This is a genomic window from Moritella sp. JT01, from assembly GCF_001574435.1.
In the GTDB taxonomy this organism is placed as follows: domain Bacteria; phylum Pseudomonadota; class Gammaproteobacteria; order Enterobacterales; family Moritellaceae; genus Moritella.
In genome coordinates, this window is the sequence record NZ_LOCN01000007.1 from 530168 (window position 1) to 555068 (window position 24901).

The following is a 24901-nucleotide window of genomic DNA, read 5'->3' on the forward strand; positions in this document are numbered from 1 at the left end:
GATCTCTTAACTTGGGATGTATCGAATAGAAACACGAGCTGATGCAACTAAGCAATCATCAACAAATGCACTGGTTTTAAATAAAACGAAATCGTCTATTTCAGTAATAACTGAAGACTTTATGGATAAAATATCACCAGGAAGTACTGGTGATAAAAACTTAGCTTTATCTATTGCCGCTAGTAAACCTTTATTCCGACCTTCAAAACATAATCCACTTACTTGCGCCATAGCTTCTATAATCAGAACCCCTGGGAAAATGGGCTCGTCAGGGAAGTGTCCTTCTAATCCAGGCTCGTTATAACTAATAAATTTTAATCCATGAATAAATATACCCGATTTAATTTCCACAATCTTATCAACGAATTTAAATGGAGGTTTATGTGGTAACTGTTCTAATAAGCTCATCGTTCATCCCCCCAATCAAATAAGAAACTAATTAAGATCAGTAAAAATACAGAAAACCCGAGGAGTATCCCTATTTCTGTACCAACCTGATAGAGTGATGCTCCCTCATTAGCCACCATTCTAAATGCATCCAAAAAAGCTGTTGAGGGTAACCAGTGTATTATTTTTTGCAGAGTTTCCGGAAAGTTAGTAGTCTCAAAGTAGATTCCGGATAAAAACATCAGCGGAAAATATAATAAATTAGCGATTCCTGTAGCTACTTCAACTCTCTTACTTCTAGATCCAACAAGTACACCTAATAAACACAACGCAGTTGAACCCAAAAATAAAATAAGAATAGTATTAAGCCAACTGCCCGTTAAACGGTAATCAAAAATAAAATAGAACGCAGTAAATAGTAGGATAAGTTGAAATGTTAGTAAAAAAACTCGAGCAAAAATAATTCCTATAACATAATCTACCCGCTTAAAAGGTGATAATTTTAGACGTTTAAAAAGTCCTTGCTGTCGATCTGATACAAGGCTATTTGAAATCGACATCAAACCAATTCCTATAATTTGCAATACAATAATCCCCGGGATTAGCCAATCTACATATCGATAGCCAATTAAACTTATATGGCCATTAACAAAAGATGTTTGATCCTTTGATTCTAATATATAACTTCTCGCTATAGACTGCTCTTGAGTATTACGCGTTGAATATAATCCATTTTTTGTTAGTAACATAACTGATGAATAATGAGAAAGTGCAACCTTTAACTCTTCATTAGGGACAACTTCAGTACTATCATCAGAAAACAATGAATCATCATAATTAATTCTAATAATATTTATTTTAGGATCCAGTTCCATAGACTTAAGCCATACTAAATCTATACTCGAACTTTCCATCACGACTAGATTAACTTTTTCTATTGAGCGTTCGCCTGAAAATGCTTGCACCATTAATAATGCAACGAAAATAGGAAAACCAAATGTCCAAAACAATATGGCTGGTTCTCTAAAAAATGGCCTTATATTGAGTAACATAAGTTGCCAAAACGGTTTTTTTATGATTTTTTGTTTAAACAACATTTTTATCTTCCTGAGTATTGATTCCAAACCCTGTCAATTTTAAAAAAACATCATTAAGGGTTGCTCGCCTAGGTTCATTAAGAACAGGATCAGTGAAGGTGCGTTTAATTATTTCATCAGGTGAGCCGGATTCAATAATTTTCCCATGATCTATAATGGCTAGTTCATCGCATAAATAATCTGCCTCATCCATATAATGAGTGGTTAGGATTACCGTAGTACCGCTATTTTTTAGCGATTTAATTATGTCCCAGAATTCTTGCCGACTTGAGGGGTCCAAACCAGTCGTAGGTTCATCTAAAAAAATTAATTCGGGCCTTCCCACAATAGTCATAGCTAAAAAGACTCTCTGCCTCTGGCCTCCACTTAATAACGATAGCCACGTATTTTTTTGTTCGATTAAATTAAACCGTTCAATTACTTCATCCGTACAAGAAGCATTATGATAAAAACTACCAAATAAATTAATTGCTTCTTTTACCGTTAAGCGCTCATACAAGTGATTAGTTTGAAGTAATCCCCCAATTCTGCCTCGCAATTTTTTCTCATCTTTTTTCCAATCCATACCAAATAAAGTAATACGACCAGATGATACTTTTCTCAAACCTTGCATCATTTCCAATGTAGTAGATTTACCTGCACCATTTGGTCCTAGTAGCCCAAAACATTGTCCTTTCTTTACCTGAAAAGAAAGTTCATCAACAACTTTTTTTTCATTCTGACCGTATTTTTTTACTATCCTATCAACATCAATAATAACTGACATATCACTACCCCTTAGGCCGCTGAAGAATGCAAGACGTGGCCGACAATAAAACATTAACTGTCATAACTAATACTTTATTTATATCTAATAACTCACCACTACAAGAGCTATGAAGATACTTAGTACCTGATAACAGTTCAGTGCCATAAATAATTGCATTAATACTTTGACAGCTAATACTAGGTTCTAAAATCGAGTGTAAGTCAATAATTTTAGCCGTAGGGTAATGTTGATAGATTACTTCCAGTAAATTATCGGTATAGCTTGTATTTACGCTTGAGAAAATAACAACATCGATACTTTCATTGGTTTCTAATCGAGTAAACAAAGAAGGGCATTCCCATTTCTTTAATTTGGGACATAAATACCAACGACCAGCACCGAGCTGTACTATTTCAGCTAACGCTTGCTTAGATAATTTATTAGAATCATTACCTAACACGACGGAATTACTTTCGGGTATTAACAATGACGTATTATTAATACCATACTGCCGCCATACTTCCGATGAAATAGAACTGCAATCCTCAGCACTACTAACCAAAGCACAATTAAGTTTGTTATCAAATAAATCATTATAAGCATGCCAAATAGCATGCATACCATCATTTCCAAGATCACTACAATTGGCCGAACAGCCCTTAAGCCCAAAGGCTACAGCAAGATTTCCAAGAGCAGAATTAAGGACAGTGTCAGGAAATAATATACTTTTGATATGACTTGGCCCATGCAGAATCAAATCTTGAAGATTTTTTGATTGAACCTCAGTAGCCCCTAACGATGTACCAAAATAAGCCCCTACAGTTTCTTCAGTTAAGTAAGTTTTATCAATATTACAACCTCTAAATGCAGCATATGCAGATCCAATGGCATATTGAGAAATAGTGCTCATTCGACGGCGATAAAGACTTTTCTGATAAAATTTTAATGAGAATCTGCCATCGAAGGAAAAAGTTTCACTTCCATTTATGTTCGAGGATACTTGTTGTTGAGCAATTTTACCGAACCCAAGAATAAATACTTTGTGGCTTTTGTCAGAAATGGTATTCCGAGGCTCCATAGAAGCTATAAGCGTTGTATTATGTCCACCAAAGGCTGAATTAGTCGAAGCAAAGCAAGTAACCTTTTTCTTTTTCAAACCGTTAACAATAATATTAAACCCCTTACAATCCTCACGTATTTCCTCATGGTTCAGTGTCGAGGGTAAATATCCACGTCTAATTGTAATCAAGGTCGAAATAAACTCGATTGCTCCTGCTGCTCCTAGCGTATGACCAAAATATGATTTAGAACTAGAGACGGGTATATTAAGCTCATTGTTAACACCAACAGCACGACAAATACCCATAAGTTCAGCTGAATCGTTGGCTGGAGTCCCCGTTCCATGGGTATTAACATATTCTATATTTTTTAAATTTACGCCATGATTATTTAGGGCTGTTTGAAAAGAACGGCAAACCCCTAACCCTTTGGGTTCAGGGGAAGTAGCATGATAAGCATCAAGGCTGGACCCTACGCCAACAAGCTGAGCTATGGTTTCGATTTGTCTAGTATCTGCATACGATTTCTTTTCGAGGATTAAAAAACCTGCGCCTTCACCTAAACTCAACCCTGTTTTTACATCATAAGGAGAACAGATCGAAGGAGATACCGATTGTAATGAATGAAAACCAGCATAAATAGTTAACGCTAAAGCATCAGTTCCTCCCGCGATAACTATATCAACAAGATCTTGCTCTAGTAACTGCTTAGCAAAACCGACAGCACTACTACTAGCTGTACATGCAGAAGTAAAAGTAAATACAGGTCCCTTTATACCAAAATGATTAGCTATATTGTCACTTTGCTGATGAGATGCGTATTGACCGAATTTGGCGGCACAATTATTATTAACAGCTTGCTCAAGCATCTCCATACCAGAATTCGCATTACCGACACATAATGCAATTCTTTTATTCGCAATATCATCTGCAGACAAATTAGACATCTCAAGAGCTTGGTTTATAGCATCTATCGCGAACAATGTTGAATAATCATATTTACGCTCAACGCTTTGATAGCGTTTTCGATAACTGGCTAATGTACCAGCTTTATTACTCGGTAAATCACCAGTATCAAAACAATCTATTGCTCTTATCCCAGAGTAATTTAACATCATATTCTGAAACAAATCATCAGCATTTTCACCAGCGGAACAATTTATACCATAACCTGTAATAACAACTTTAGGATCAATTTCGGTCATAACTAGCTCGCTCTAATAACCCATCTAATGTAATCTTACCCATATCATTTCGAGGGAATTCATCCATAAATTCAATTTTAGGTATAGGTAGTCCATGAAATAATTCTCTTATTCCATAACTCAACTCATCCCGATTCCCTCTACGTTCAACAAATGAAACAAGTTTTCCTCCACGATTATCACTTTCTTGTTCAATGAAGAACACACACACTCTATTTTCACCAAATAATTGCTCTAGTTTTTCTTTAAACATACATAAAGAATATCTCTTACCTTTATATTTAAAGACACTATCTTTCCTTCCTAAATGTTTAATGTAGTCGTCTGGCAAAAGTAAAAGATCATCGTTCAAAATAAGATGAGTAACTTGATAAGGTAAAAATGGTGAACATATTTTCACCTGATTTTCATCCAATAATATTAATTCAACTGAAGAAAAAAGCTTATAAGTAGAAACATCTGAGTCCCCGATAATACGATAACCTATAGCTCCGGTTTCGGTACTCCCTAAAATTTCAATTCCGATGAAAGATAGACATTTATCTTGTTTAACATTTACTAATTCGCACTCTCGTAACGATCCAAAAGCACTGCCTGAACTTATAATAAATTCTACTTTATCTTTAATTTCAGGTAATAAAATAGACCAAACGGAAGGCACTATAATACACATAATATTATTGTAACTTTCACCGACATTAGTGAATTCAACATTAGATTGGTAAAAAACAGGACTGTTTAATTTCAAAGGCAGTAAAAAAGACCAAATAAATCCATACAAATGAACAGGTGAAACATACGAGTTAATTAAATCTACCTTGGCAAGGTCAAAACAATTATCAATAGATGCTAATTCAGTCAGCATACTACCAACTGATTTATAAATTATTTCAGCTTTACCCGTACTTCCAGAAGTCTCAAAGGCGACAGTTCTATCAATACATTCTGTTGCGAACAAGTCATATAACGGATAATATTTAACGGGTTCTAACTGAGAGCTCGCACCATATGTTAACAGTGACCATGAACAGGTATTGCTTTCTCCATCTTGATTACTTAACAGGGGTTGATACCCTGATAATAATAAGACTGACATAGACAGCATCATCTCAATGGGATTTTTATCTACAACACGAACAGGTTGAGATTTATCAAAAGTACAACGTATGTTCTCTTTTGAAAAACGGGTAACCATAGACGAGAATTCCCGAAGTGTTATAGACTGCTCGTTGAAGTCATTAAAAAATGCATCATTGTTATTGGATATTTCATCCGAATCAGCATGTGAATTAATTCTGTTTACAATTGAATTTATAGAGTTTTCTCCGATTACATCGTACACAAGATATACACCAAATAACCATTGGCAATCTGCATATACTTGTAACATATCAATTGAATCCAGATATAATGGAGAACCGAGTAAATCGTCACTATCCTGTAATGTTGTTATTTCAGCCAACTCAATTTCAGTAGATAATGCGATTTGTTGTCTGACTTTCAAGCTAATCTCTTGCATATCCGAGATCATATTTCCAATTCCAAGATCATATTTTCGACCATTTTTTTAAATCTAGGTTTAGGGGGTAAAACATAAACAATCCCTGAACAAACGAGTTCCCCACCTTGATTTATTATTTTAAATAACAATTTGACCTTTCTTTCAGGTAACTTCTCTACCATCGTGACTTTGACGAAAATAGTATCATCAATATAAATAGGTTGGTGCAGCTCAATAGATAGCTTTGATACTATAGAACCTACACCAGGAAGCTTCATTCCAATCACTTTAGCTATCATCGCAGGAGCTAATCCAGCATGTGCTATTCGACTCTTCAATCCGATTTTCTGAGCAAAAACACGGTCAACATGTAGAGGATTAAAATCACCTGTAATACCAGCAAAGTTATAAACATCAGACTCAGATATAGTTTTACTATGAGTTGCAAATTCACCAACTTTTAGTTCACGGTAAGTTTTCCCTGGTGTATAAAGATTCATATTTATTATATCCAAAGTTAACTTGAGGCGCTTTCTTCTGCGATGAATTGAGCTAGTTGTAAAATTGATGTCATTTTTTTTTGAATAATTTCATTAGAATAATTTTTAAATTTAATACAATATTTTTTCTCTATAGATGCTACAAGGTCAAGTATTTCAATGCTATCTAATGCTAATCCAGAACCAACTAACTGATCGTTATCATCGATCTCAGCAATAGAATCTACAATTTCAAGTTCATCAATAAGAATGTTTTGTTTAAGAAATAGTAATATCTCATCTAACATATTTACATTTACCTTCTGTTCATATTTTATTTTAAAATTAGCTATTTATCTTCATTCGTTAAATAGGAATTTCACCATTTCATCGATTTCTTTATCTAAAGCTCGATCTTGAATTACTGGTTGAAAAGTACTTGCTATAGAATCAAAAAACTCACGTGATTTAGGGTTAAGTTTATCAACCGATTTATCTTTATCTAATACATAAAAAGCTTGACGAATTGCCATTGATTGAATTGCTATAACAGGCTTGACTAATGATATGATACGAGAAAGATCCCTCGCTGCAATTGTTCCCATACTAACAATATCTTGATTAAGCGCCTCTGTAGTACGAGAAAAAATAGACATAGGAATTGACTGTTTGAGGGCTTCAGCAACCAAAGACGATGAGGTTATTTGCATCGCTTTAAAACCATGGTTTATCCAAGATTTAGTTCCTAAATCTTCCTTAGCAACTAAGTTATTAGAAATACCTCCATTAAGTCTTTCATCGACTAAAATCCCTAATTCACGTTCTAAAAGAGCTCCCATATTAGCGACTAAAGGCTTCAAAGAATCACAGACAGCTGCGACGTGACCACCATAAAAATGACCAGCATTAAGTATTAAATCTTGCTCATGATCTATCAGGGGATTGTCATTAACCGAATTTATTTCAATTGTTAATATATTTTTTGCCCAAGTTAAAGTGTCCACTAATGGCCCTAAGACCTGCGGAGCACAACGGATAGAATAACTATCCTGCAATCTAAATTTATCTTGCATACCATGATCAATAACTTGATCAGTTTTTGATTTTCTACCCAAACGTTGCTCTGGATTTGCAAGACGCTGATAAATAGTATCAGCACAATATTTTTGACCTGCGTGCGGTTTAAGGTTATGTACCTGAGGGTGAAAAGGAGATGCTCTCCCGTCAATTAACTCAACAAAAAGCGCTACAAGCTTGCAAGAAATATCAATAGCATGTTCAATTTCATTACAGGCATTAACAGCAATGGCACTCATAACTGAAGTACCATTCATAATAGCCAGACCTTCCTTGGGTTTTAACTGATATGGTTTGATGTTTAATAATGAAAAAACTTCATCTGTTCGAGTAATTTTACCTTGATAATAAACATGTCTCATGCCACAAAGTGCAGCACCGACATAAGAAAGAGGAGTTAAATCACCACTAGCTCCAACAGAACCCATCTCAGGAATAGCAGGGTATATTCGATGCTCTAACAATAATTCCATTTGCTTTAATAAATCCCAGCTAACACCAGAAAAGCCCCTAGCATTACAATTAAGCCTAATTAACAAGGTCGCAGCACAATCTTTTTCTGACAGAAATTTGCCTACACCACAACCATGATAAGCAAGAAGATTATGCTGCAGTTCCGTCGATAGATCCGGTGAGATTCGATTACTAGCTGAATTTCCAAATCCAGTAGTGACACCGTAAATATCTTCACGTAGTTCAATTTTGTTATCTAGATAATTTCTATTTTCATTTATGACAGAACGGTGCACATCATCCTTTAAATGGACACAAAGATGCTTTTCATCTGTGAATTTTTTAATATCGGCAATGGTAAGTTTATTAAGTAAACTGATTTTAATGCCATTGTCTGACGTCGAATTTTGACAACTACGTTCCAATACATTAGTACTGTTCATTTCGATTACATCCGGTTTAAGTTTAAATTATATTCCAAATATTTTAATTAAATTTCTAATAAAAATACTTGCAAGTTAAAAAGTGTATACAAAAATGCATTTACACAACAAATAAACCACAAATATGAAAACATCCATACAGAGGTATTTCCAAACGACGTTAACACTTAACCTAATGATGAATAACAAAATTTAATACTTCGAATTATGTAAAACAATAAATTAGGATCAAGATCACAAAAATAATAAAAAAATCAGACCCGGATCACCAATAGTGATTATCTCTACAAAACTAAAATATAAAGCTCACTTATAGATATTTACAGAGACTTACACTGGTTTTCACTAATTTAAACAATACTCTAAAGTCGTGGATAATAATAAATATTAGCCACCGATTTTTAACCCCATATTGTAAGAGCTAGTCATGCTAAATAATAATTTTGGTAATCGACACAAATTCATACTCCCACCTTGCTACAGCAGGTAATAATTATGAATAACGAAAATGAGTTATCGAAGACTGGGATATTTTAAAAGAAGCCACTATGTTCTAATGCCGATCAGTTAAGAGAAATATGATCGGTTGACTGATCCTTCTCAGCTGTCAATGGAAGCCTAATCAGGTCGAAACGTTATCTGATTTATTGCCTATTGAGCTCATAAATGAAGCTTATTCACTGACTGATACAGTCACCTTACGTAAATTAACCCTTGAATCGATGGTTTGGTTACTTGTCGGGATGACTCTCTATAATGATAAATCGATGGCAGATATCGTTAATCAACTTGATATTGTAGACCGAACAGGCAGGCATTTGTAGCGCCAAGCGCGTTAACCCAGCGACGAAAAAACCTCGGGGAAAACGCGATGAAAGCAGTCTTTCAGCACATGAGCAGTCAATGGGTTAAAGATGCTAAGTTACCAGAATGGAATGGTCTCAGTTTATTAAGCGTTAACGGTGTAGTTTGTCGCACGCCAGATTCACCAGAGAATAAGGCCACATTTTATCGTGCACCAAATACCCACAAATTAGAATGGTATGCCAAATGGAATTGAGCAGTCATCTCATCATTAATAGTGCGTTTGATAACTACAACGTGAATGAGATGAAACTAGCCGAGCAGCTCATAGACACTACGCCTGATAGGCGCATCACATTATTCGACAAAGGCTTTTACTCACTGGGATTATTACATAAATGACAAGAGACAAAAACTGAACGTCACTGGCTGATACCCGTCAAAAACAACTTACAATATGAGGTTATTCGCTCACTAGGGCGTAATGATAAACTTCTCAAACTGATGAGTAATCCAAGAGCAAGAAAGCTGTGGCCAGAATTGCCCGCTGAAATAACAGTAAGATTAATCACCAGAAAATTAATGGTAAAAATTATGAGGTCATCACTTCGATGATAGCCCCGATGCGTTATCCGGCTGCTGATATAGGCAGCTTTTATGGTCACCGCTGGGAAATTGAGCTGGGTTACCGTGAACAAAAACAATATATGTAGGTAGCAGATTGACACTACGCAGTAGGCTACCAGAATTGGTTAAACAAGAGTTGTGGATAATATTATTATCTTACAATATGATCCGTTATCAAATGGTGCAAATGTGTCACTCACGGGTAAGGAAATTATTTACCTTATCAGCTAAGTTTTAATGGTTCATTAGCGCATATAATACGACTATTAGTTGGTTTACCTTATTCAACGCCAGGTGCAATTCCGCGCCAATTAAAAAGTTTTTATGCCATAGTAGAAAGTTTAATATTAACCCCCAGAAGAGAACTGACATTTCCTCTAATGGTGAAACCAAGACCTCAACGATATGCCAGAAATAAAAATGCCGTACACCTTAAGTGAGCGGCATTAGCCACTATGTTCTTTCTTTAATGGTGTAATAGCTAATATTATTGGGAGCCATTACTATACTATCAGCACGGTTAACCCAGCTCAGCATGTTAAGCAATTCGTATCAAATCATTACGCTATGTGCGAGGTCGAATTAAGTTATAACCTATACGATGAACTACTAGTAAGATGATAAATCGATTCATCGTTTGGAAACACTTAAAAATCATTCATTATTTACGCATCATACTGTTGAGTAACTCAATAGCATTCGTTGTGTCAATCACCTTTCTGATATCCTTAGGATCTCTTAAAAATGTGTAAAACTCTCCCTGTTAGTAAGTAGTGGTCAACTAATTTTGATATTTTAGGGTATTCATTATCCCAGAGTTCTTAACATACATCTCGTACCATTCACGCTATACCTTCACCATTAAAGTTAATAGGAATACGAGAAATACAGTTTTGTTAATTACGCGATTCCCTTGCCGTATTTTATCGACAATTCAATCTCAATAAAAAACATGATAGATTCTCTTCAATCATTTTATTAGTTACTTTCGAAATGAGCGTTTACGAAATATCAGAATTATACATTTATTTAAATTAGTCAACGACATCAATATTGAGTACATCCGCCTGACAAATAATAACTTTACCGCCAGTTAAAGTTAACTAGTTTAATTTTATTGACTAGCTTATAATCAGAATTACCTTCACGAACTCTTGGTATATCAAGTTTAAATTGACCACCTTCAGCTTTTCGCTGTCTTGGAGAAATTACCATTCCGGTCATTTGTCGAGGTGTCTTTATTTAGGGGGTCACTCAGTATGAATCGCAGCTTCAAGTTTTTGCTTAATATGATTAAGTTAATAACAGGCAATTATACGGGTTTTATACCTGGCATCAGGTGTTTTAAACTCCTAAAAATTGTAAATTTATTTTAGGTTAGTCAATCAACAATGATTAGCTATAACGCTCATCTTTTGTTAATTTCAGTTTATGATCTGCAGGGGTGCCTGAAATAATGAAGTCTTTTAGATCACTTCAGTCTTGACCTATACCCTCTTCAATACTTTCAATAATCCCTTCAATTAAACCAGTGCTGATGCAGAACTAATTGAGGCAGCGGTAAATTCAAATAATTTTTGACTGTCTCTATCCTGATGATTATGCTACCCAAGAAGAGTGAATATCGCCAGATAATAAGATGGTGTTATTATCTTCATTTTTATACACGTTTTCTTGTAAATATTTACGTGCGAGAGGTAAACCATCCCACTGATCAATCGAGATTAATATTTTATCGTCTCCCATCACTGCTGGTAAAACAGTCTCCATTAATCGCGCTTGCTCTATTCTCGTCCGCGTAATGCCATTTGGATATTTACTGTCAGATGAATACGGGTTTTTATCATATTTTTCTTCAAAACGATCCACATATTTTGTACTTAAGTCTACAACCATTGCCGCATTAGAGACGAAGTTCGCAACAAAACGCCATGTGGCTTGAGTTTCATCTAGCTCTGCTTGACCCAATCAAGCTGATCATCACCCCAAGCACTCTGCCACTACTGTACAATCATTTCACCATTTTATCAGTAAAACCAGCGTCCCTCCATGCCTTTCGATTGTTGGTAATTCAACACAGTATACTTTGTTAAATAGAATAGTCTTATAGAGCCCTGCACGTAATAGACTATAAAGTTCATACCATTACGTTACTAGGGATGTTTTATATCAGGCAGATTCAGCTGTGAAGTGCATAACCACTAAGCAGCAATTGCCACCATGTGTTCAGCCATTAACTTGGCTGGCGTTTTGTAATTTAGCTTCTTTCTTGGCCTATCATTGAGCTTTACTATTACATCTTGCACTTCTGATTGCGATACTTTTTTGAAGTCTGTAGATTTCGGCCAATATTGTCGCAATAAGCCATTCGTGTTTTCATTCAATCCTCGTTGCCATGAACAGTAAGGATCTGCAAAATATACATCGCACTTCAAACTATCAGTCATCTTTTCGTGGTAGGCAAACTCTTTACCATTATCCGCAGTGATCGTTAGTACGCCACCTTTAAACGGTTTCAGCAAAGCAATGGTTGCTACTGCTACTGTTACTGTTTTTGCTGATTTATCATCTACGCGTCGACACGGTAAAGCTGGTTTTCCGCTCGACAATAGTCAGCAGCGCTCCACTGTGTCCCTTGCCTATGATTAGATCAATTTCCCAGTCACCGATTCTACTTTTATCATCAACAACTTGAGGTCGTTCATCAATACTTATACGGTTCTTAATATAGCCTCTACCTGCTTGTTTATCCTTACTGCGTGATTGATACACTTTTCCTTTCCTACGTAAAAACTTAAATAGTTGACCACCACATTGTTTGTCAACCCAAATGTGTTGATAGATGGTTTCATAGCTAATATAGATGCTTTGGTCTTCTCTAAGCCATCCCGATATCTGCTCTGGACTCCATCGTTCTTTAATCTTTGAATCAATTAACTCAATGATATCAGCTGTCATTTTAATGGCTTTACAAGCGATTAATCGACGCTTGTCTGCTGAATGTTGAGCTTGCTTAATACGGTATCCGCGCTTGCCTGTATTGCGGGAAAACTCTCTGCTAATGGTTGATTGGCTAACATTTAGCTGCGTTGCTATTTTATTTTGACTCATACCTATTTTCTTTAAAGCATAAATCTGGCATCGTTGTTCATAAGTCAGCTGTTTATATGTTTTCATTCTTGCATCTCTTGCCGGAGAAAAAGCGATGAGCATACATTCAGCTGACCGTTTTCTCTACCTGTTCAAGTTATGCACTTATTATTTGAATCTAAGTCATATAAATGACAAATTTTTGTGATTTAGATTAATTAGCTAACTATTTGAAGGTGTTTATAAATTAATATTTAAACAGCGTATTTATGTTAAAAAATATAGTATCGGTAGTTACATATTATTTATCGAAGATAAGCGTAAATCAAGATAATGAGTGCTGAAGAATTCAAGAAGAAATACGATAAGTAATTTTGGACTTTTAGGGAGTGCTAAAACCAAAAAAGCCTGCTTATATAAGCAGGCTTTTTAATATGGGGCGACTGAAGGGATTTGAACCCTCGACAACCGGAATCACAATCCGGGGCTCTACCAACTGAGCTACAACCGCCATTAACTTTCGACTTATCTCGCTAAACAACGTTAGCAAGACCGTCTGTTATTTCGATGGAAAGTATGCAACAGTTAGTTTAAACATACAAGCCTGCTCATTTCGCATGAACACTTTGCATGCCCTTCGATTTAAATTTGAACAAAACCCGTCTACTTTATTAGGTAATAAACACGTATCTCCTTCTGTCGCCGATAAAATAGTATCAGCGTTAAAAAAAGTAGAGCATATATTAAAAGCACATGAGAAGAAATTTGGGTGACCCCCTACTCTTCCTCAATTAATAACTGAGTCGCACTAATTTTATTCTTTTGTAAAAAGGCGAGCAACTTAACCATGTGCTGAATCTGAGCGGTTTTATCTGACGCTATCACAATTTCAGCATCCGATTTATCCGTCACCAACTTCACCAGTGCGGTAGTGAACGACTCCCAATCACTAAACTGTTCACCTTGCAGCGCCCAATAAGGTGCTTGTGCTAAAATATTAATCGTCACTGATTTATTATCAACTTCACTTGTCACGGCATTGTCTGAAGTCGGTAGGTCTACTTCTAATGTTTGTAACTTAATACTCGCCGTCAGCAGCAAAAAAACCATGACAATAAAGATGATATCCAATAACGGGGTTAAATCCGGTAATATGCTCTCTGTCTCATTATCTTGGCTAACTTTGATCATGCTGCACTGCCTAGGTTGTTGCTAATCGGTGAATGACACTGTTCTTTAGTGCTAGCGTTTACCGCTTCAGTATCCTGACTGACTGGGTTAGCCTTACCTTCGAGTTGTAATCCTTCTAACCACAGATTACAAAAATTAAGCGCATGTTCTAATTTATTGATCACTTTATCAGCCCAAAGCCCTAATAACTGCGATGCCGCAATGGCCGGTAAAGCCACCAATAGTCCTGCTGCCGTGGTATGCATTGCAATGCCTAAACCATCAGCAAGATCGTTAGGCGTTACCGCCCCCGAACTTGCCGCGACAGCTTTAAACATATCGATTAAGCCTATGACTGTACCTAATAGACCTAATAAGGGGCTTAATACACCAATCAAAGCCAATAATTTTAATCCAGCACGTAGTTGTTGACGTTTTTGTTGTAACCACATTCCAGCGGCATCTTCACGTAACGATTTGGTAAAATGACGATGCTGGATCAACATCGCAACACCACGACTCATTAAAACGTGTTCTTTACCTAAATTCTGAGCTAATTGTGTTAATTCAGCATCATTACTTGGTTGGTGTTGGCTCAAAAGCTTACCTATACGATGTGGCCCAACCCGAGTAAAGATAAATAACTGAACTAAGCGCTCAAGTACAATCGTTAGTGTGATCGCGGAACATAATAATAAGGGTAACGTCATTAACCCTAACTGGGTTTGTAGATCCAGAAACGTTTGTGTCATTAACTCTAGGTGGCTTTGTAAATCGGGGAAATTCGGCATGATTAATCCAGTTTAAATTTTATCGGAACATAAACACGATGGGCAACAGCTTGACCATTCACTTTATAAGGTAAGAATTTCCACTTAACGATAGCTTTAGAAGCAGCTTTGTCTAACATTTTAGTGCCTGAAGAATCTTTTAATTTAATCTTAATTTGCTTACCATTCTCATCTAACCAAACTTCATATACCGCCGTTCCTTCAATCCCTTTACGCTTTGCGAGTCGAGGGTAACTTGGTGGTTGTGGCGTTTCAGCAAAACGAGATTCACTTACTAACTGTGGTACATCAGTCACACCGGCTTTTGCGTCTGCACTGGCTTGTTGTCTTATTTTAGGTTCTGGTTCGATTATTTTTTTTGGTTCAAATTTTTCAGGCTTAACAGGCTTCGGTTCTTCTTTATCAGAAGTCACAGGTTCAGGAGCCTTTGATGCGACAGGCTTTTGTTCTTTGGGAATCGCTGTCTTTTTCTTTTTTACGTCTGATTCGACCGGATGTGGTTTCGCTTTCGTGACAGGCTTAACTTTAGGCTTAGGCTCAACGTTAGGTTTTGCCTTTTCGGCTTGTTTTACCTTCTCTGGTGGCTGCGTTTTAGTTTTTGTGTCAACAACGGGTACTGCTGGCGCTTTCATAAAGTTCACTGATACGCTATTAGATTTACTACCCACTGGCATAGCAAACGTTGTGTTTTCAGGTGCTGACCACAACATTGCACTGTGCAATGTTAGCGATAACGCGCCTGCGACTAAATAACGGTTTAAATTCAAACTAATCGTCCTGAAATACTGACTTGTAAATAACAATGAGAGTCATTATTATTCACAATGCAAACAATAGCAATTATCATTTGCATTTAATATTCAGGACGATTTTACTTTGTTGTTTTTATATACGCGTATTTATGTATGCATAAAACTTATATATAATTAACGCTTATAAACAGATATTAAAATTTCCAATCTACACTTACACCCCAGTTACGGCCCGCTTCTGCTTTACGGTCAACACCTTTATCACCAGGTTTTACCTTACTTACGTCATCGTATAACCAATATTGCTTATCAAAGGCATTAAATAGACCCGCAGTCAGTGTCACATCAGCGATAGGACGATAATATGCAGTAACATCAACAACCGTGTAGCCAGCAACAGATGCGATTGCGTCATCAGCCCAGTCGGCTTTACTTGCAACCATATTAATGTTTAACAATGAACCAAATTTACCGTTTGCGGCATCATAACCTAAGCCTAAATCACTGGTTAACGGTGCGATCGTATCTAACGTTTCATTCGTATCTTTGTTATAACCTTCTAAATAAGCAATACTGAACTTGCTGTACATGCCTTCAGGCGCATTAATTGCTTCATCTAGTAATAATGTAGAACTAAATTCAACACCATAGATTTCAGCACTTGCTATATTGCCTTTAGTCGAATGATCCTTATTACCAACTTTACCTAAATTAACCTCGGCAATAAGATCTGTGTAATCGTTATAAAATGCCACAAGTTCAGTACGAACTGCATTGGTCTGAGTACGAATACCCATCTCATATGACACGCTTGATTCAGGTTTTAGATCTGGATTAGCATCAATAACAGCACCTGTATCGTAGAAGTAATATAAATCATAAACAGTCGGCGCTTTAAAACCTTGGCTGATTTGCGCAAAACCACTGAAGTTGTCAGTGAAGTGGTAAACAGAACCTAATTTAGCAGTGAATGCATCACTTGAACTATCTGGATATTCAGTATCTAAGCCATCATTCGTTTCTGGTGATACTTTAAATGAATCATAACGTAAACCCGCAGTGACGATCAGACGTTCATCTAAGTAAAAGCCCTGATCTTGAGCAAATACACCCCATTGAGTGAGGGTCGCATCTGGCATATCGGTGTGACCAGGGCGAACAGTATTCTTATCATATTTGTAATCGACATTTTTAGTCGAAAAATCGTTCTGTAAGAAACTTGTACCATAAGTAATCTGATGGTAACTATTTTCCAATTCAATCAATTTATCAAACTGAGCGTCAAATTGAATTGATTCATCATTTGCATCACGTTCACGCATACGACGACCATTCGCAACGGTTGTATCATGATTTTTTGATAATGAATTAGTTTTTTGGAAGTTTAACTTCCAATCTAATGAATCGAACGCGGCATTATTGCCTGTCCACTGATGTTCAAAGCCGACACGTAAGCGCGTAGTCAAATCTTCATTATAATTATCGACATAAATATATTTACCAGTTAAATCTGGCATTGGTGAGCCCGGCGCGGGAGGGTTGGGGAACATATCGAAGCCTTCTTCAGAAAGCTCATCTTCATCATAAGTATTGGTATAATATTCAGTTGTCACACCAATACGATGCTGGTCATTTAATTGATAAAATGCTTTTGCCAGTAAATTACCAATTTGCTGGTCTGCAGGGTTAGCCGCACCACGTTCACGACCATTAATGTCGGTACCATTACTGTGTGTTTGATATTCATTTGCATCTTTATACGTTAGCATAACGAGCGTTTCTAACTTATCTTTACGCATTGCCCAAGTGCCAGTGGTTTTGAAACTGTTATCAACACTTTTATAGCCGCTTTTAATCCCAAATGCGTTTTCATTGCCATCTGTTTTTAGAACATCGTCTGGGTTTTTAGTACGCATAACGACTGCGCCGCCCAATGCATCAGAACCATATAAAGTAGATGAAGGACCTTTGTTTATTTCGATACTTTGCAGTGTATCTACTTCAATTGAACTCGGATATTTACGCTGTTCGTTTGAACCTGGATTATAAGGTACAGGCTGCGCGACACCATCAACCATGATTTTTACTCGGCTATCATCCATACCACGAATATTAATACCAGACATACCAAAACGGCCAGAACCATTTACCGCAACACCAGGTGTTGCTTTTAAGGCTTCTTTAATATCTGCAGCCATGGTTTTATCAATGCTGTCTGCTGACACACTACTAATGGAACTTGAAACATCATTAATACTTTGCTCAGTACGCGTTGCAGAGACAACAACCTCATCAAGGGATGTTACAGCAGCTGCGTAACTATTTGTTGAGATGGCAAGTAAAATAGCGCTAGTTAGTATATTCATTTGAGCTGACATGTTTTTTCCTTCAAGTGTCATAACTAATTTGTCGAGCATACTACCAAAGACAAATAAGAATTACTATCATTCGCATTAATATTTACATTAATTTCCCACTAAATATTCACATTTAGGATTTAGGATTTAGGATTTAGGATTTAGGATTTAGGATTTAGGATTTAGGATTTAGGATTTAGGATTTAGGATTTAGGATTTAGGATAAAGTATTTTATTGTAATTAATGGTACGCGTAGGTTTTGTGCGTTTTTTTAAACACTATTAGTGATTTATGTCGTTCAAGAATCAACATTAAACTATAAATAATGAATAAAAATGAAAATATGGTATATTCAGGCGCTATTTTTTAATTAACCTATCCATAATAGATAGCTAAACTGCAAGTTTTGCCGATCACAGGGTAAAGTTTGTTTATGTACTTAGGTATGGCACCTAGGTATTAAATATATTTTTTATATATTTAATAAGCATTTAACGCTCAGAGTAAACAATCCGGTCATCAATCATGAGGCTGTGAATATCAATGGTTAGGATTTATCCCACCACACTATTTACTCGGTATTAAATCTCAACTTCAATCATAAAATCAGCATTGTGATCTGTTTACTCACATTCATTTCAGATTAAGTAAAACACATCCGACTGATAAATAACCAAGAGGTAATATGAATACTATTTATTCAATTGGTGAACTCGAATCTTTTTTAATTGCATTTTTAGTACTGTTTTTAGGGCATCTCATTAATAAAAAAGTCCCAGTACTACAACGCTTTAATATCCCCGAACCGATTGTCGGTGGATTGCTCGTGGCAATAATCATTACCCTTTTACACTTTCAAAATATCACACTTGAATTTTCCCTACCGCTACAAAGTACATTGATGCTCATGTTCTTTAGTACCGTCGGTTTAGCCGCCAGTTATACTCAGCTATTGAAAGGCGGCTCAAAAGTGTTCCTTTTCTTAGCCGTAGCATCACTCTATATTATTATTCAAAATGGTATTGGTGTGAGCTTAGCAACGATGCTTGGCCTCGATCCCATCCTAGGTTTAATTGCGGGCTCAATCACCTTGTCAGGTGGTCATGGCACAGGAGCCGCTTGGTCTCAAACATTTTATGATTTGTACGGGATGAACACCCTTGAATTAGCAATGGCAGCCGCGACTTTTGGCTTAGTGATTGGTGGTATTATCGGTGGTCCGATTGCACAACGACTCATTACCAAACATAATTTAGTGTCCGAGTATGGTATTGGTACTAACCACCACGAACAGTTTCCTGAACTCGTCACTTACAATGAATTAGAAGAAGATCGTATTACAGGTAAAAGCATCATTGAAACGCTATTTATTCTGTTAACTTGTGTTGTTGGTGCAGGCTATGTTGAACAAGCCGTATCACTGCTTAATATCTCTTGGTTAAGAATTCCTGACTTTGTTTATGCATTATTTTTAGGCGTGATCTTTACTAATACAACTGAAGTAACCAAAAGTTATAAAGTAAACAGTGAAGCCATTGATATCCTTGGTACCGTTGCCTTATCACTGTTCTTAGCAATGGCATTAATGAATCTTAAATTGTGGAATATTTTTGATTTAGCATTACCACTGCTTATCATATTAGCAGTGCAAGCGGTTGTACTGGCGATATTCTCGTATTTTGTCACCTTTAAAATAATGGGTTCAAATTACGATGCAGCGATTATTGCTGGCGGACATTGTGGTTTTGGTCTTGGCGCAACACCCACAGCGGTAATGAACATGGGCTCACTTGTTTCACGCTACGGCCCTTCGCCACAAGCATTTATGGTCGTGCCTATTGTTGGCGCATTCTTTATTGATATTGTTAACTTGATTATCCTGCAAGGTTATATCAGCTTTATTGGATAAACTTCCGATGTATCAGGTCTGTGAATCTCAGGCCTGATAATCCTAAAAATACTCATATACCCAAGTTACTTCAGTTTTGGCTTAACTCGATTCGCACGCCGAACACATATCATGATATAAAGCACCGTCAGAATCACAGGTACAGTCCATAAGAAACTCATCATTCCCCCTATTCCATAAACAGATTATTATTTAATATAATTAAGACTAATGCATAGTTGGGTGAGGATCTGCAAGCCATTCGGGTGATACTTGTAAAGCATCAAAGCAAGATTCACAGATTGGGTGACGACGACTAAAATCTAATAACGGCATCAAAGTAACTTTGACCCCTTGTGTCGCCAATGCCTTAAAAGAGTCTGATACAAACTCGCCACGTAATAATGACATCATCCACTGATGAGGCATGGTTAAATAGCGTAGTGCGGTATAATGTTGGCCTTGCTCTTCATAGACTGCTGCTAAGTTATGCTGAGCAGATATCCATGCCATAAGTAACTCTTCATTTTCAGGCTCATTATCCCATTGTTGCTTTATCTGTTCGACAGCATTTTGGTAACAAAATTCAGCATCCTGCCAAGATTTTGAATCAAAACAACTATTTCCATTTTCCATCAACACTTTCCAAGTTTGCATAACACCACCTTAATAATAATGATTCTCATTTATATTTGATAATCGTTATCATGTAAAGCTAAATTAGTGCAAAACCAAAATATAATTTATATCATTCATCAATTCGCATTAATTGATGAGAACTGTGCCCAACTCTGACGTTTGCGATAAATCGTTGATGCACTTATATCAAGCAAAGCTGCGGCTTTTGGCACATTACCATTACAGTGTGCTATCGCATTTTCAATAATCTGTTTTTCACTTTGCCACAATGGGATTATATCGTCCTCTACCTCTGTAATCAGTCTTACATTCTCAGGCTTAAAATTATCACTATCATGAGAGATCAGCGTTGGTAAATTCTTGCGTGGAGGTAATAAATTTAGACAGTCATCAAACGCTAATAAATGTGGATGTCTTTTCTGTTCATCTACTATATTTTCTTGGTGCATTTCAATTGGTAACATTGCACTTGTTACTAGACCCGAATTATTTAAAACAACTATTTGTCTGATCACATTTTGCAACATACGCACATTACCCGGCCAAGAGTAATTCGTAATCATTTCAATTGCTTTATTATCAAAACCTTTAAATTTTTTGCCCTCTTCAATACTGTAGTCATTCAGTAATTGCTGAGCGATTATAAGGCAGTCATTATTACGCATACGTAAAGGGGGTAACTCAATGGGGATCACATGTAAACGGTAAAAAAGGTCTTCACGGAATCTGCCTGCCGTCACCTCATTCCAAGGTTGTCTATTGGTTGCGCTAATAAAACGCACATCAACATGCTCTTCTTGTGACCCACCAACACGTTGAAATACGCCGGTTTGAATAAATCGTAATAACTTACTCTGTAAATCAAGGTCCATTTCGCATATTTCATCCAGAAAAAGCGTCCCACCATGCGCGCGAGTTGCTGCGCCATCACGATTAGATGTTGCACCTGTAAACGCACCTTTCATATGGCCAAAAATTTCGCTTTCAATCAATTCTTTAGGTATCGCAGCACAATTAAGTGCAACAAAAGGTTTCGTTTTTCGTATACCACAATCATGAACAGCTTGCGCACAAACTTCTTTACCTGTCCCACTTTCACCGACGATAAAGACAGACGCTTTACTGCTTGCGACACAATCAATCGTTTTATATACCGCCTGCATTGCGAGTGATTCCCCAATGAAACCTTGAAAATTATTTTTAGGTAAACTATTTTCGTAATTGGCAACCAAATTAATTAAATTCCGCTGCTTAACCGCATTACGTACTGTAATTGAAAGACGCTTCGCATCAAAAGGTTTAACCAAAAAATCAAATGCGCCAGCGCGCATTGCATCGACCGCAATATCAATTGAACCGTAAGCCGTAATCATAATAATACTGATATCAGGGTGTCGTTGCTGCACAGTTATCAAAATATCCATACCTGACATATCAGGTAATTGGATATCTAAAATCAGTAAATCAGGTTGCCATCGAGTAAGCTCAGCAAGTGCATCTCGCCCTGATTGAACATGAGTAACCTTGGCTCCTTCAGTACGCAAGTAAGTACTGTAAATAGCACCTACAGAAGCACTGTCTTCAACTAATAACGCAGTAAACTTCATACAAGGACTCCTTGTCATGCCAACACTATGGCACATACCTTAATATTCTAACTTTAGTCACGAATTAAAAATTAGTGAGATATATATCTTCGCCATGCCGTCAATTGTAAATTCCGCCATAAATCCCGATAAAAATATACCAATAATAATGTATTTATCGCGAGAAGAATAAATTCAATAACACGATAACCATCAACTTTGCTAATATGCACAAGCAATAAAATAATAAAAACTAGCCACGAAATAAATAAGTGTGATTTACAATAAGATAAGTAAACCAATCGCTGACTTATCACATAAAACAGCACACCGCGAATGAATACTGTGAATATCATGGTAAGCAATAAACCAGTAAGTCCAAACTCACCAATAGCCCAGTAACCAATGAGCACCATATGTAATGCACACACGCCATCAATAATCGATGTCCATTGCGCATTTTTCTTTAAAAAACAGCCGATATTCAACAACTCAGAATGAAAACGTAACGCCATAATCAAACACATCCAAGGGATCAAACTAACGCTATCTCGGTAACTGTCTGGGAGCATTACATCCATTAAAATCGGCGCCATAAATAACATACTTCCGGCTAACAACATGCCAATTTGTACACCTAACATTGCATATTTAGCGCCTTGTTTTGGGTCCGTATCATGAACCTGAAAACGCCGCGCATACCACCACATACGGAAGGGTTCAAACGCGACTGATATCATGAGTCCAAACTGTCCTGCCGCAAAAAATATCGCTAATTGCTGCTTACCTAAATGAATAACCACCAGCCAATTCTCAGCCCCATTAAGGCCGTACACAAAAATACCCGAGAAAACAATAAATACAATATAGCGATAATGCTGAATTGAAAAAGAAGCACGCCTGCCTTGTAAGTGACGGCGAAAATAGATTAACACCCCGATTGCAATAGCCGAGCTACTAAGCGCACTCGATAACATCATCCCCGTAACGCCATAACCTGATAAAAGGAACACTATCGAAAGCGTGGTTTGTAGCCCGCCTTGCGCAATGGAAAAGAACATAAAGGGCAATGCCCTATGTGTCATTCTAAAATAGCAGTACGGCACGGTAAGTAATGAAGATAAAGATAAACTAATGAGTAATAATTGCAGATCAAATAAACGTAAGCTAATGGGTAGCCACGTCATGATCACCCCGCTTAAAGGTAAAGCAAGACCAAGAAATATAGCAGCACACAAGAGTGATAATCGGAAACATTGGCGCATTACAGCGGCGTTATCTTCTTTCACCTGACTACTCGCAAAACGGAATAATACATCACCAAGCCCTAATGTCAGGAACAAGCTAATCATCGACGCAACACTGACTAAAAAATTAAGCTCACCGTATTCAACTTGCGTTAATATTCGGGTGACGATGGGCATCATAATGAAACCCAATCCTTTTAGCAGAAAGATACCAAAACCATAAATAAACATCTCTCTCAGACTATTCATTTAATTCTGGTTCCTTCAATTAAATGAGATAAACGACGGGCTTGTACCTGCGCGTTAAAGCATTGTTCAACGCGCTGCCTTGCTAATACTCTCATCTGCTCCCTGACATTATTTTGACATTGCATAAAGCTTTCAATCGCGAGTTTTAGCGCGATAGTGTCCTTCGGCGCAACAATATAACCAGTATCTTTGGTCACTATTTCACTACAGCCCATCACATCGCTCGTGATCACAGGTAACCCCATTGCCATAGCTTCCTTTAAGACCATAGGTTCCGTATTACGGTCACCGTCTTCCGAAGTACAAAACGGCGCAACAAAGCCATCATAATTAGCGCCTTCTCGCCCTATCCAATGCGGGGAACGGTAGCCAAGTAAACGTACAAATGCGTTCAACTTTAGTTTTTTAACCAAGTCATATAATTGTTTGTGTGATGGTCCTTGACCAACAATATCTAAATGAGGTCGTTGGTTCTCAGCAATTAAAGCGAGCGCCTGAAGCGCATATACAATGCCTTTTTTTTCTACTAACCGACCAACAAAAAGGAGCTCAAGTTGCTTATGGACAGGCGCGGGATGAGCAACAAATCGAGATATATCAACACCACTGTGTAACAGATAGGTATGCTTAGCCCCTAACCTCTCAAATGTATCAACCATACTTTGACATACCGCAATATTAAAATCACAAGCAGATAACTTAAACTGAATATCATCATTATTCACGTATACATCATGACCATGACCGACACTCGACGTGGCAATATCAAGCCAGCGGGCTGCAACCAAAGTATAGGCCAAACTGCAATGCATAAAATGGCAATGAAAATGCGCACAGCAGAACTTACTTGCAAGATAAGCCAGCTTTGCCCCATATAGCAGTAATGACTTGGTTGAAATTGCATGCTGATTATGAGCACACATCAATGCCTTAACCATTGCGAATGGTCTTTTTGCTACAAATTTTGAGACTTCCCTATTTGACGCGCTGTTTACATCAATCACACTGACGTTTTGAGGTAATGTAATGGCTAGCTCTCGCTTAATAAAACAAAATACCGTGACCCTGTGCCCCGCCTTCGCTAAGGCCTGTATCTCAGTAACAACAAACGTTTCTGAGGCAATTGGAAATTCTGGAACAACAATCGCGATATGTTTCATTGCGATACCTTAAGCAAAAAAGTTAACCTAAGTATAGAAATAATAATGATATTGGCATTGCGGAAGTGAATTTTAGACTGGTCTACCGTATA

Annotated in this window: 20 protein-coding genes, 1 tRNA gene and 1 pseudogene; 2 read left to right on the forward strand and 20 right to left on the reverse strand. The window is 37.0% G+C overall.

The annotated features are described in order from the left end of the window. Positions 1 to 6: 6 nt before the first annotated feature. Genes fabZ through hutH form a run of 8 tightly spaced genes read right to left on the reverse strand, consistent with a single transcriptional unit; the run spans position 7 to position 8448 of the window. Positions 7 to 408, reverse strand: coding sequence for a 3-hydroxyacyl-ACP dehydratase FabZ (gene fabZ / locus AKG98_RS08930; RefSeq protein ID WP_067044479.1), 402 nt, complete (start codon positions 406 to 408; stop codon positions 7 to 9). Further along, positions 405 to 1484 carry an ABC transporter permease gene (locus AKG98_RS08935; RefSeq protein ID WP_067044481.1) on the reverse strand — a complete coding sequence of 360 codons (1080 nt, stop codon included), beginning with the start codon at positions 1482 to 1484 and terminating at the stop codon, positions 405 to 407. Before AKG98_RS08935 ends, fabZ begins: the two co-directional genes overlap by 4 nt. Then, the gene (locus tag AKG98_RS08940; protein WP_067044484.1) at positions 1474 to 2250 is read right to left on the reverse strand and encodes an ABC transporter ATP-binding protein; all 777 of its coding nucleotides are present in this window, start codon (positions 2248 to 2250) and stop codon (positions 1474 to 1476) included. Before AKG98_RS08940 ends, AKG98_RS08935 begins: the two co-directional genes overlap by 11 nt. A 4-nt stretch (positions 2251 to 2254) precedes the next feature. After that, positions 2255 to 4495, reverse strand: coding sequence for a beta-ketoacyl-[acyl-carrier-protein] synthase family protein (locus AKG98_RS08945; protein WP_067044487.1), 2241 nt, complete (start codon positions 4493 to 4495; stop codon positions 2255 to 2257). After that, entirely contained in the window at positions 4482 to 6026 is a 1545-nt protein-coding gene (locus AKG98_RS08950; protein WP_067044489.1) for an AMP-binding protein, read from the reverse strand. The genes AKG98_RS08945 and AKG98_RS08950 overlap by 14 nt, the downstream gene beginning before the upstream one ends. Further along, positions 6023 to 6496 (reverse strand): MaoC family dehydratase, encoded by a 474-nt coding sequence (locus AKG98_RS08955; RefSeq protein ID WP_067044491.1) that lies wholly within the window; start codon positions 6494 to 6496, stop codon positions 6023 to 6025. The genes AKG98_RS08950 and AKG98_RS08955 overlap by 4 nt, the downstream gene beginning before the upstream one ends. Positions 6497 to 6513: 17 nt before the next feature. Then, positions 6514 to 6783, reverse strand: a complete 270-nt coding sequence (locus AKG98_RS08960; RefSeq protein WP_067044500.1) for a hypothetical protein — start codon at positions 6781 to 6783, stop codon at positions 6514 to 6516. Positions 6784 to 6834: 51 nt separating this feature from the next. After that, positions 6835 to 8448 carry a histidine ammonia-lyase gene (hutH, locus tag AKG98_RS08965; RefSeq protein ID WP_083543922.1) on the reverse strand — a complete coding sequence of 538 codons (1614 nt, stop codon included), beginning with the start codon at positions 8446 to 8448 and terminating at the stop codon, positions 6835 to 6837. A 590-nt stretch (positions 8449 to 9038) separates the two neighbouring features. Here hutH and AKG98_RS08970 point away from each other — a divergent pair. Beyond that, positions 9039 to 10319 (forward strand): annotated as a pseudogene (locus AKG98_RS08970) (IS4 family transposase). Positions 10320 to 11478: 1159 nt separating this feature from the next. Here AKG98_RS08970 and AKG98_RS22705 read toward each other — a convergent pair. From AKG98_RS22705 to AKG98_RS09010, 8 genes are all read right to left on the reverse strand, one after another. After that, positions 11479 to 11847: an alkaline phosphatase D family protein gene (locus AKG98_RS22705; protein WP_067044502.1), complete on the reverse strand. Its 369-nt coding sequence runs from the start codon at positions 11845 to 11847 to the stop codon at positions 11479 to 11481. Between the two features lie 233 nt (positions 11848 to 12080). After that, positions 12081 to 12488 (reverse strand): IS30 family transposase, encoded by a 408-nt coding sequence (locus tag AKG98_RS22865; protein ID WP_255358627.1) that lies wholly within the window; start codon positions 12486 to 12488, stop codon positions 12081 to 12083. Further along, entirely contained in the window at positions 12445 to 13056 is a 612-nt protein-coding gene (locus tag AKG98_RS22870; protein WP_255358628.1) for an IS30 family transposase, read from the reverse strand. Before AKG98_RS22870 ends, AKG98_RS22865 begins: the two co-directional genes overlap by 44 nt. Before the next feature lie 348 nt (positions 13057 to 13404). Then, a tRNA-His gene (locus tag AKG98_RS08990) sits at positions 13405 to 13480 on the reverse strand. Positions 13481 to 13746: 266 nt separating this feature from the next. Beyond that, on the reverse strand, positions 13747 to 14160 hold the full coding sequence (locus AKG98_RS08995) for a biopolymer transporter ExbD (RefSeq protein ID WP_067044509.1): 414 nt from the start codon (positions 14158 to 14160) through the stop codon (positions 13747 to 13749). Next, the gene (locus AKG98_RS09000) at positions 14157 to 14930 is read right to left on the reverse strand and encodes a MotA/TolQ/ExbB proton channel family protein (protein ID WP_228140259.1); all 774 of its coding nucleotides are present in this window, start codon (positions 14928 to 14930) and stop codon (positions 14157 to 14159) included. The genes AKG98_RS08995 and AKG98_RS09000 overlap by 4 nt, the downstream gene beginning before the upstream one ends. Positions 14931 to 14932: 2 nt before the next feature. After that, the gene (locus tag AKG98_RS09005) at positions 14933 to 15697 is read right to left on the reverse strand and encodes an energy transducer TonB (RefSeq protein ID WP_067044510.1); all 765 of its coding nucleotides are present in this window, start codon (positions 15695 to 15697) and stop codon (positions 14933 to 14935) included. Between the two features lie 179 nt (positions 15698 to 15876). Further along, complete coding sequence (locus AKG98_RS09010; protein WP_067044511.1) at positions 15877 to 18060, reverse strand: TonB-dependent hemoglobin/transferrin/lactoferrin family receptor; 2184 nt, start codon at positions 18058 to 18060, stop codon at positions 15877 to 15879. A gap of 665 nt (positions 18061 to 18725) precedes the next feature. Here AKG98_RS09010 and gltS point away from each other — a divergent pair. Further along, positions 18726 to 19949, forward strand: a complete 1224-nt coding sequence (gene gltS, locus AKG98_RS09015) for a sodium/glutamate symporter (RefSeq protein WP_067044514.1) — start codon at positions 18726 to 18728, stop codon at positions 19947 to 19949. A gap of 207 nt (positions 19950 to 20156) precedes the next feature. On the opposite strand, the gene AKG98_RS09020 is transcribed toward gltS, so the two are convergent. From AKG98_RS09020 to AKG98_RS09035, 4 genes are all read right to left on the reverse strand, one after another. Next, positions 20157 to 20585, reverse strand: coding sequence for a tetratricopeptide repeat protein (locus AKG98_RS09020; RefSeq protein WP_067044516.1), 429 nt, complete (start codon positions 20583 to 20585; stop codon positions 20157 to 20159). Positions 20586 to 20683: 98 nt separating this feature from the next. After that, on the reverse strand, positions 20684 to 22174 hold the full coding sequence (locus AKG98_RS09025) for a sigma-54 dependent transcriptional regulator (protein WP_067044519.1): 1491 nt from the start codon (positions 22172 to 22174) through the stop codon (positions 20684 to 20686). Between the two features lie 71 nt (positions 22175 to 22245). Beyond that, entirely contained in the window at positions 22246 to 23649 is a 1404-nt protein-coding gene (locus AKG98_RS09030) for a lipopolysaccharide biosynthesis protein (protein ID WP_067044522.1), read from the reverse strand. After that, a complete protein-coding gene (locus AKG98_RS09035) occupies positions 23646 to 24809 on the reverse strand; it encodes a glycosyltransferase (RefSeq protein ID WP_067044525.1) in 1164 nt (387 codons plus the stop codon). Before AKG98_RS09035 ends, AKG98_RS09030 begins: the two co-directional genes overlap by 4 nt. Positions 24810 to 24901 lie beyond the last annotated feature (92 nt).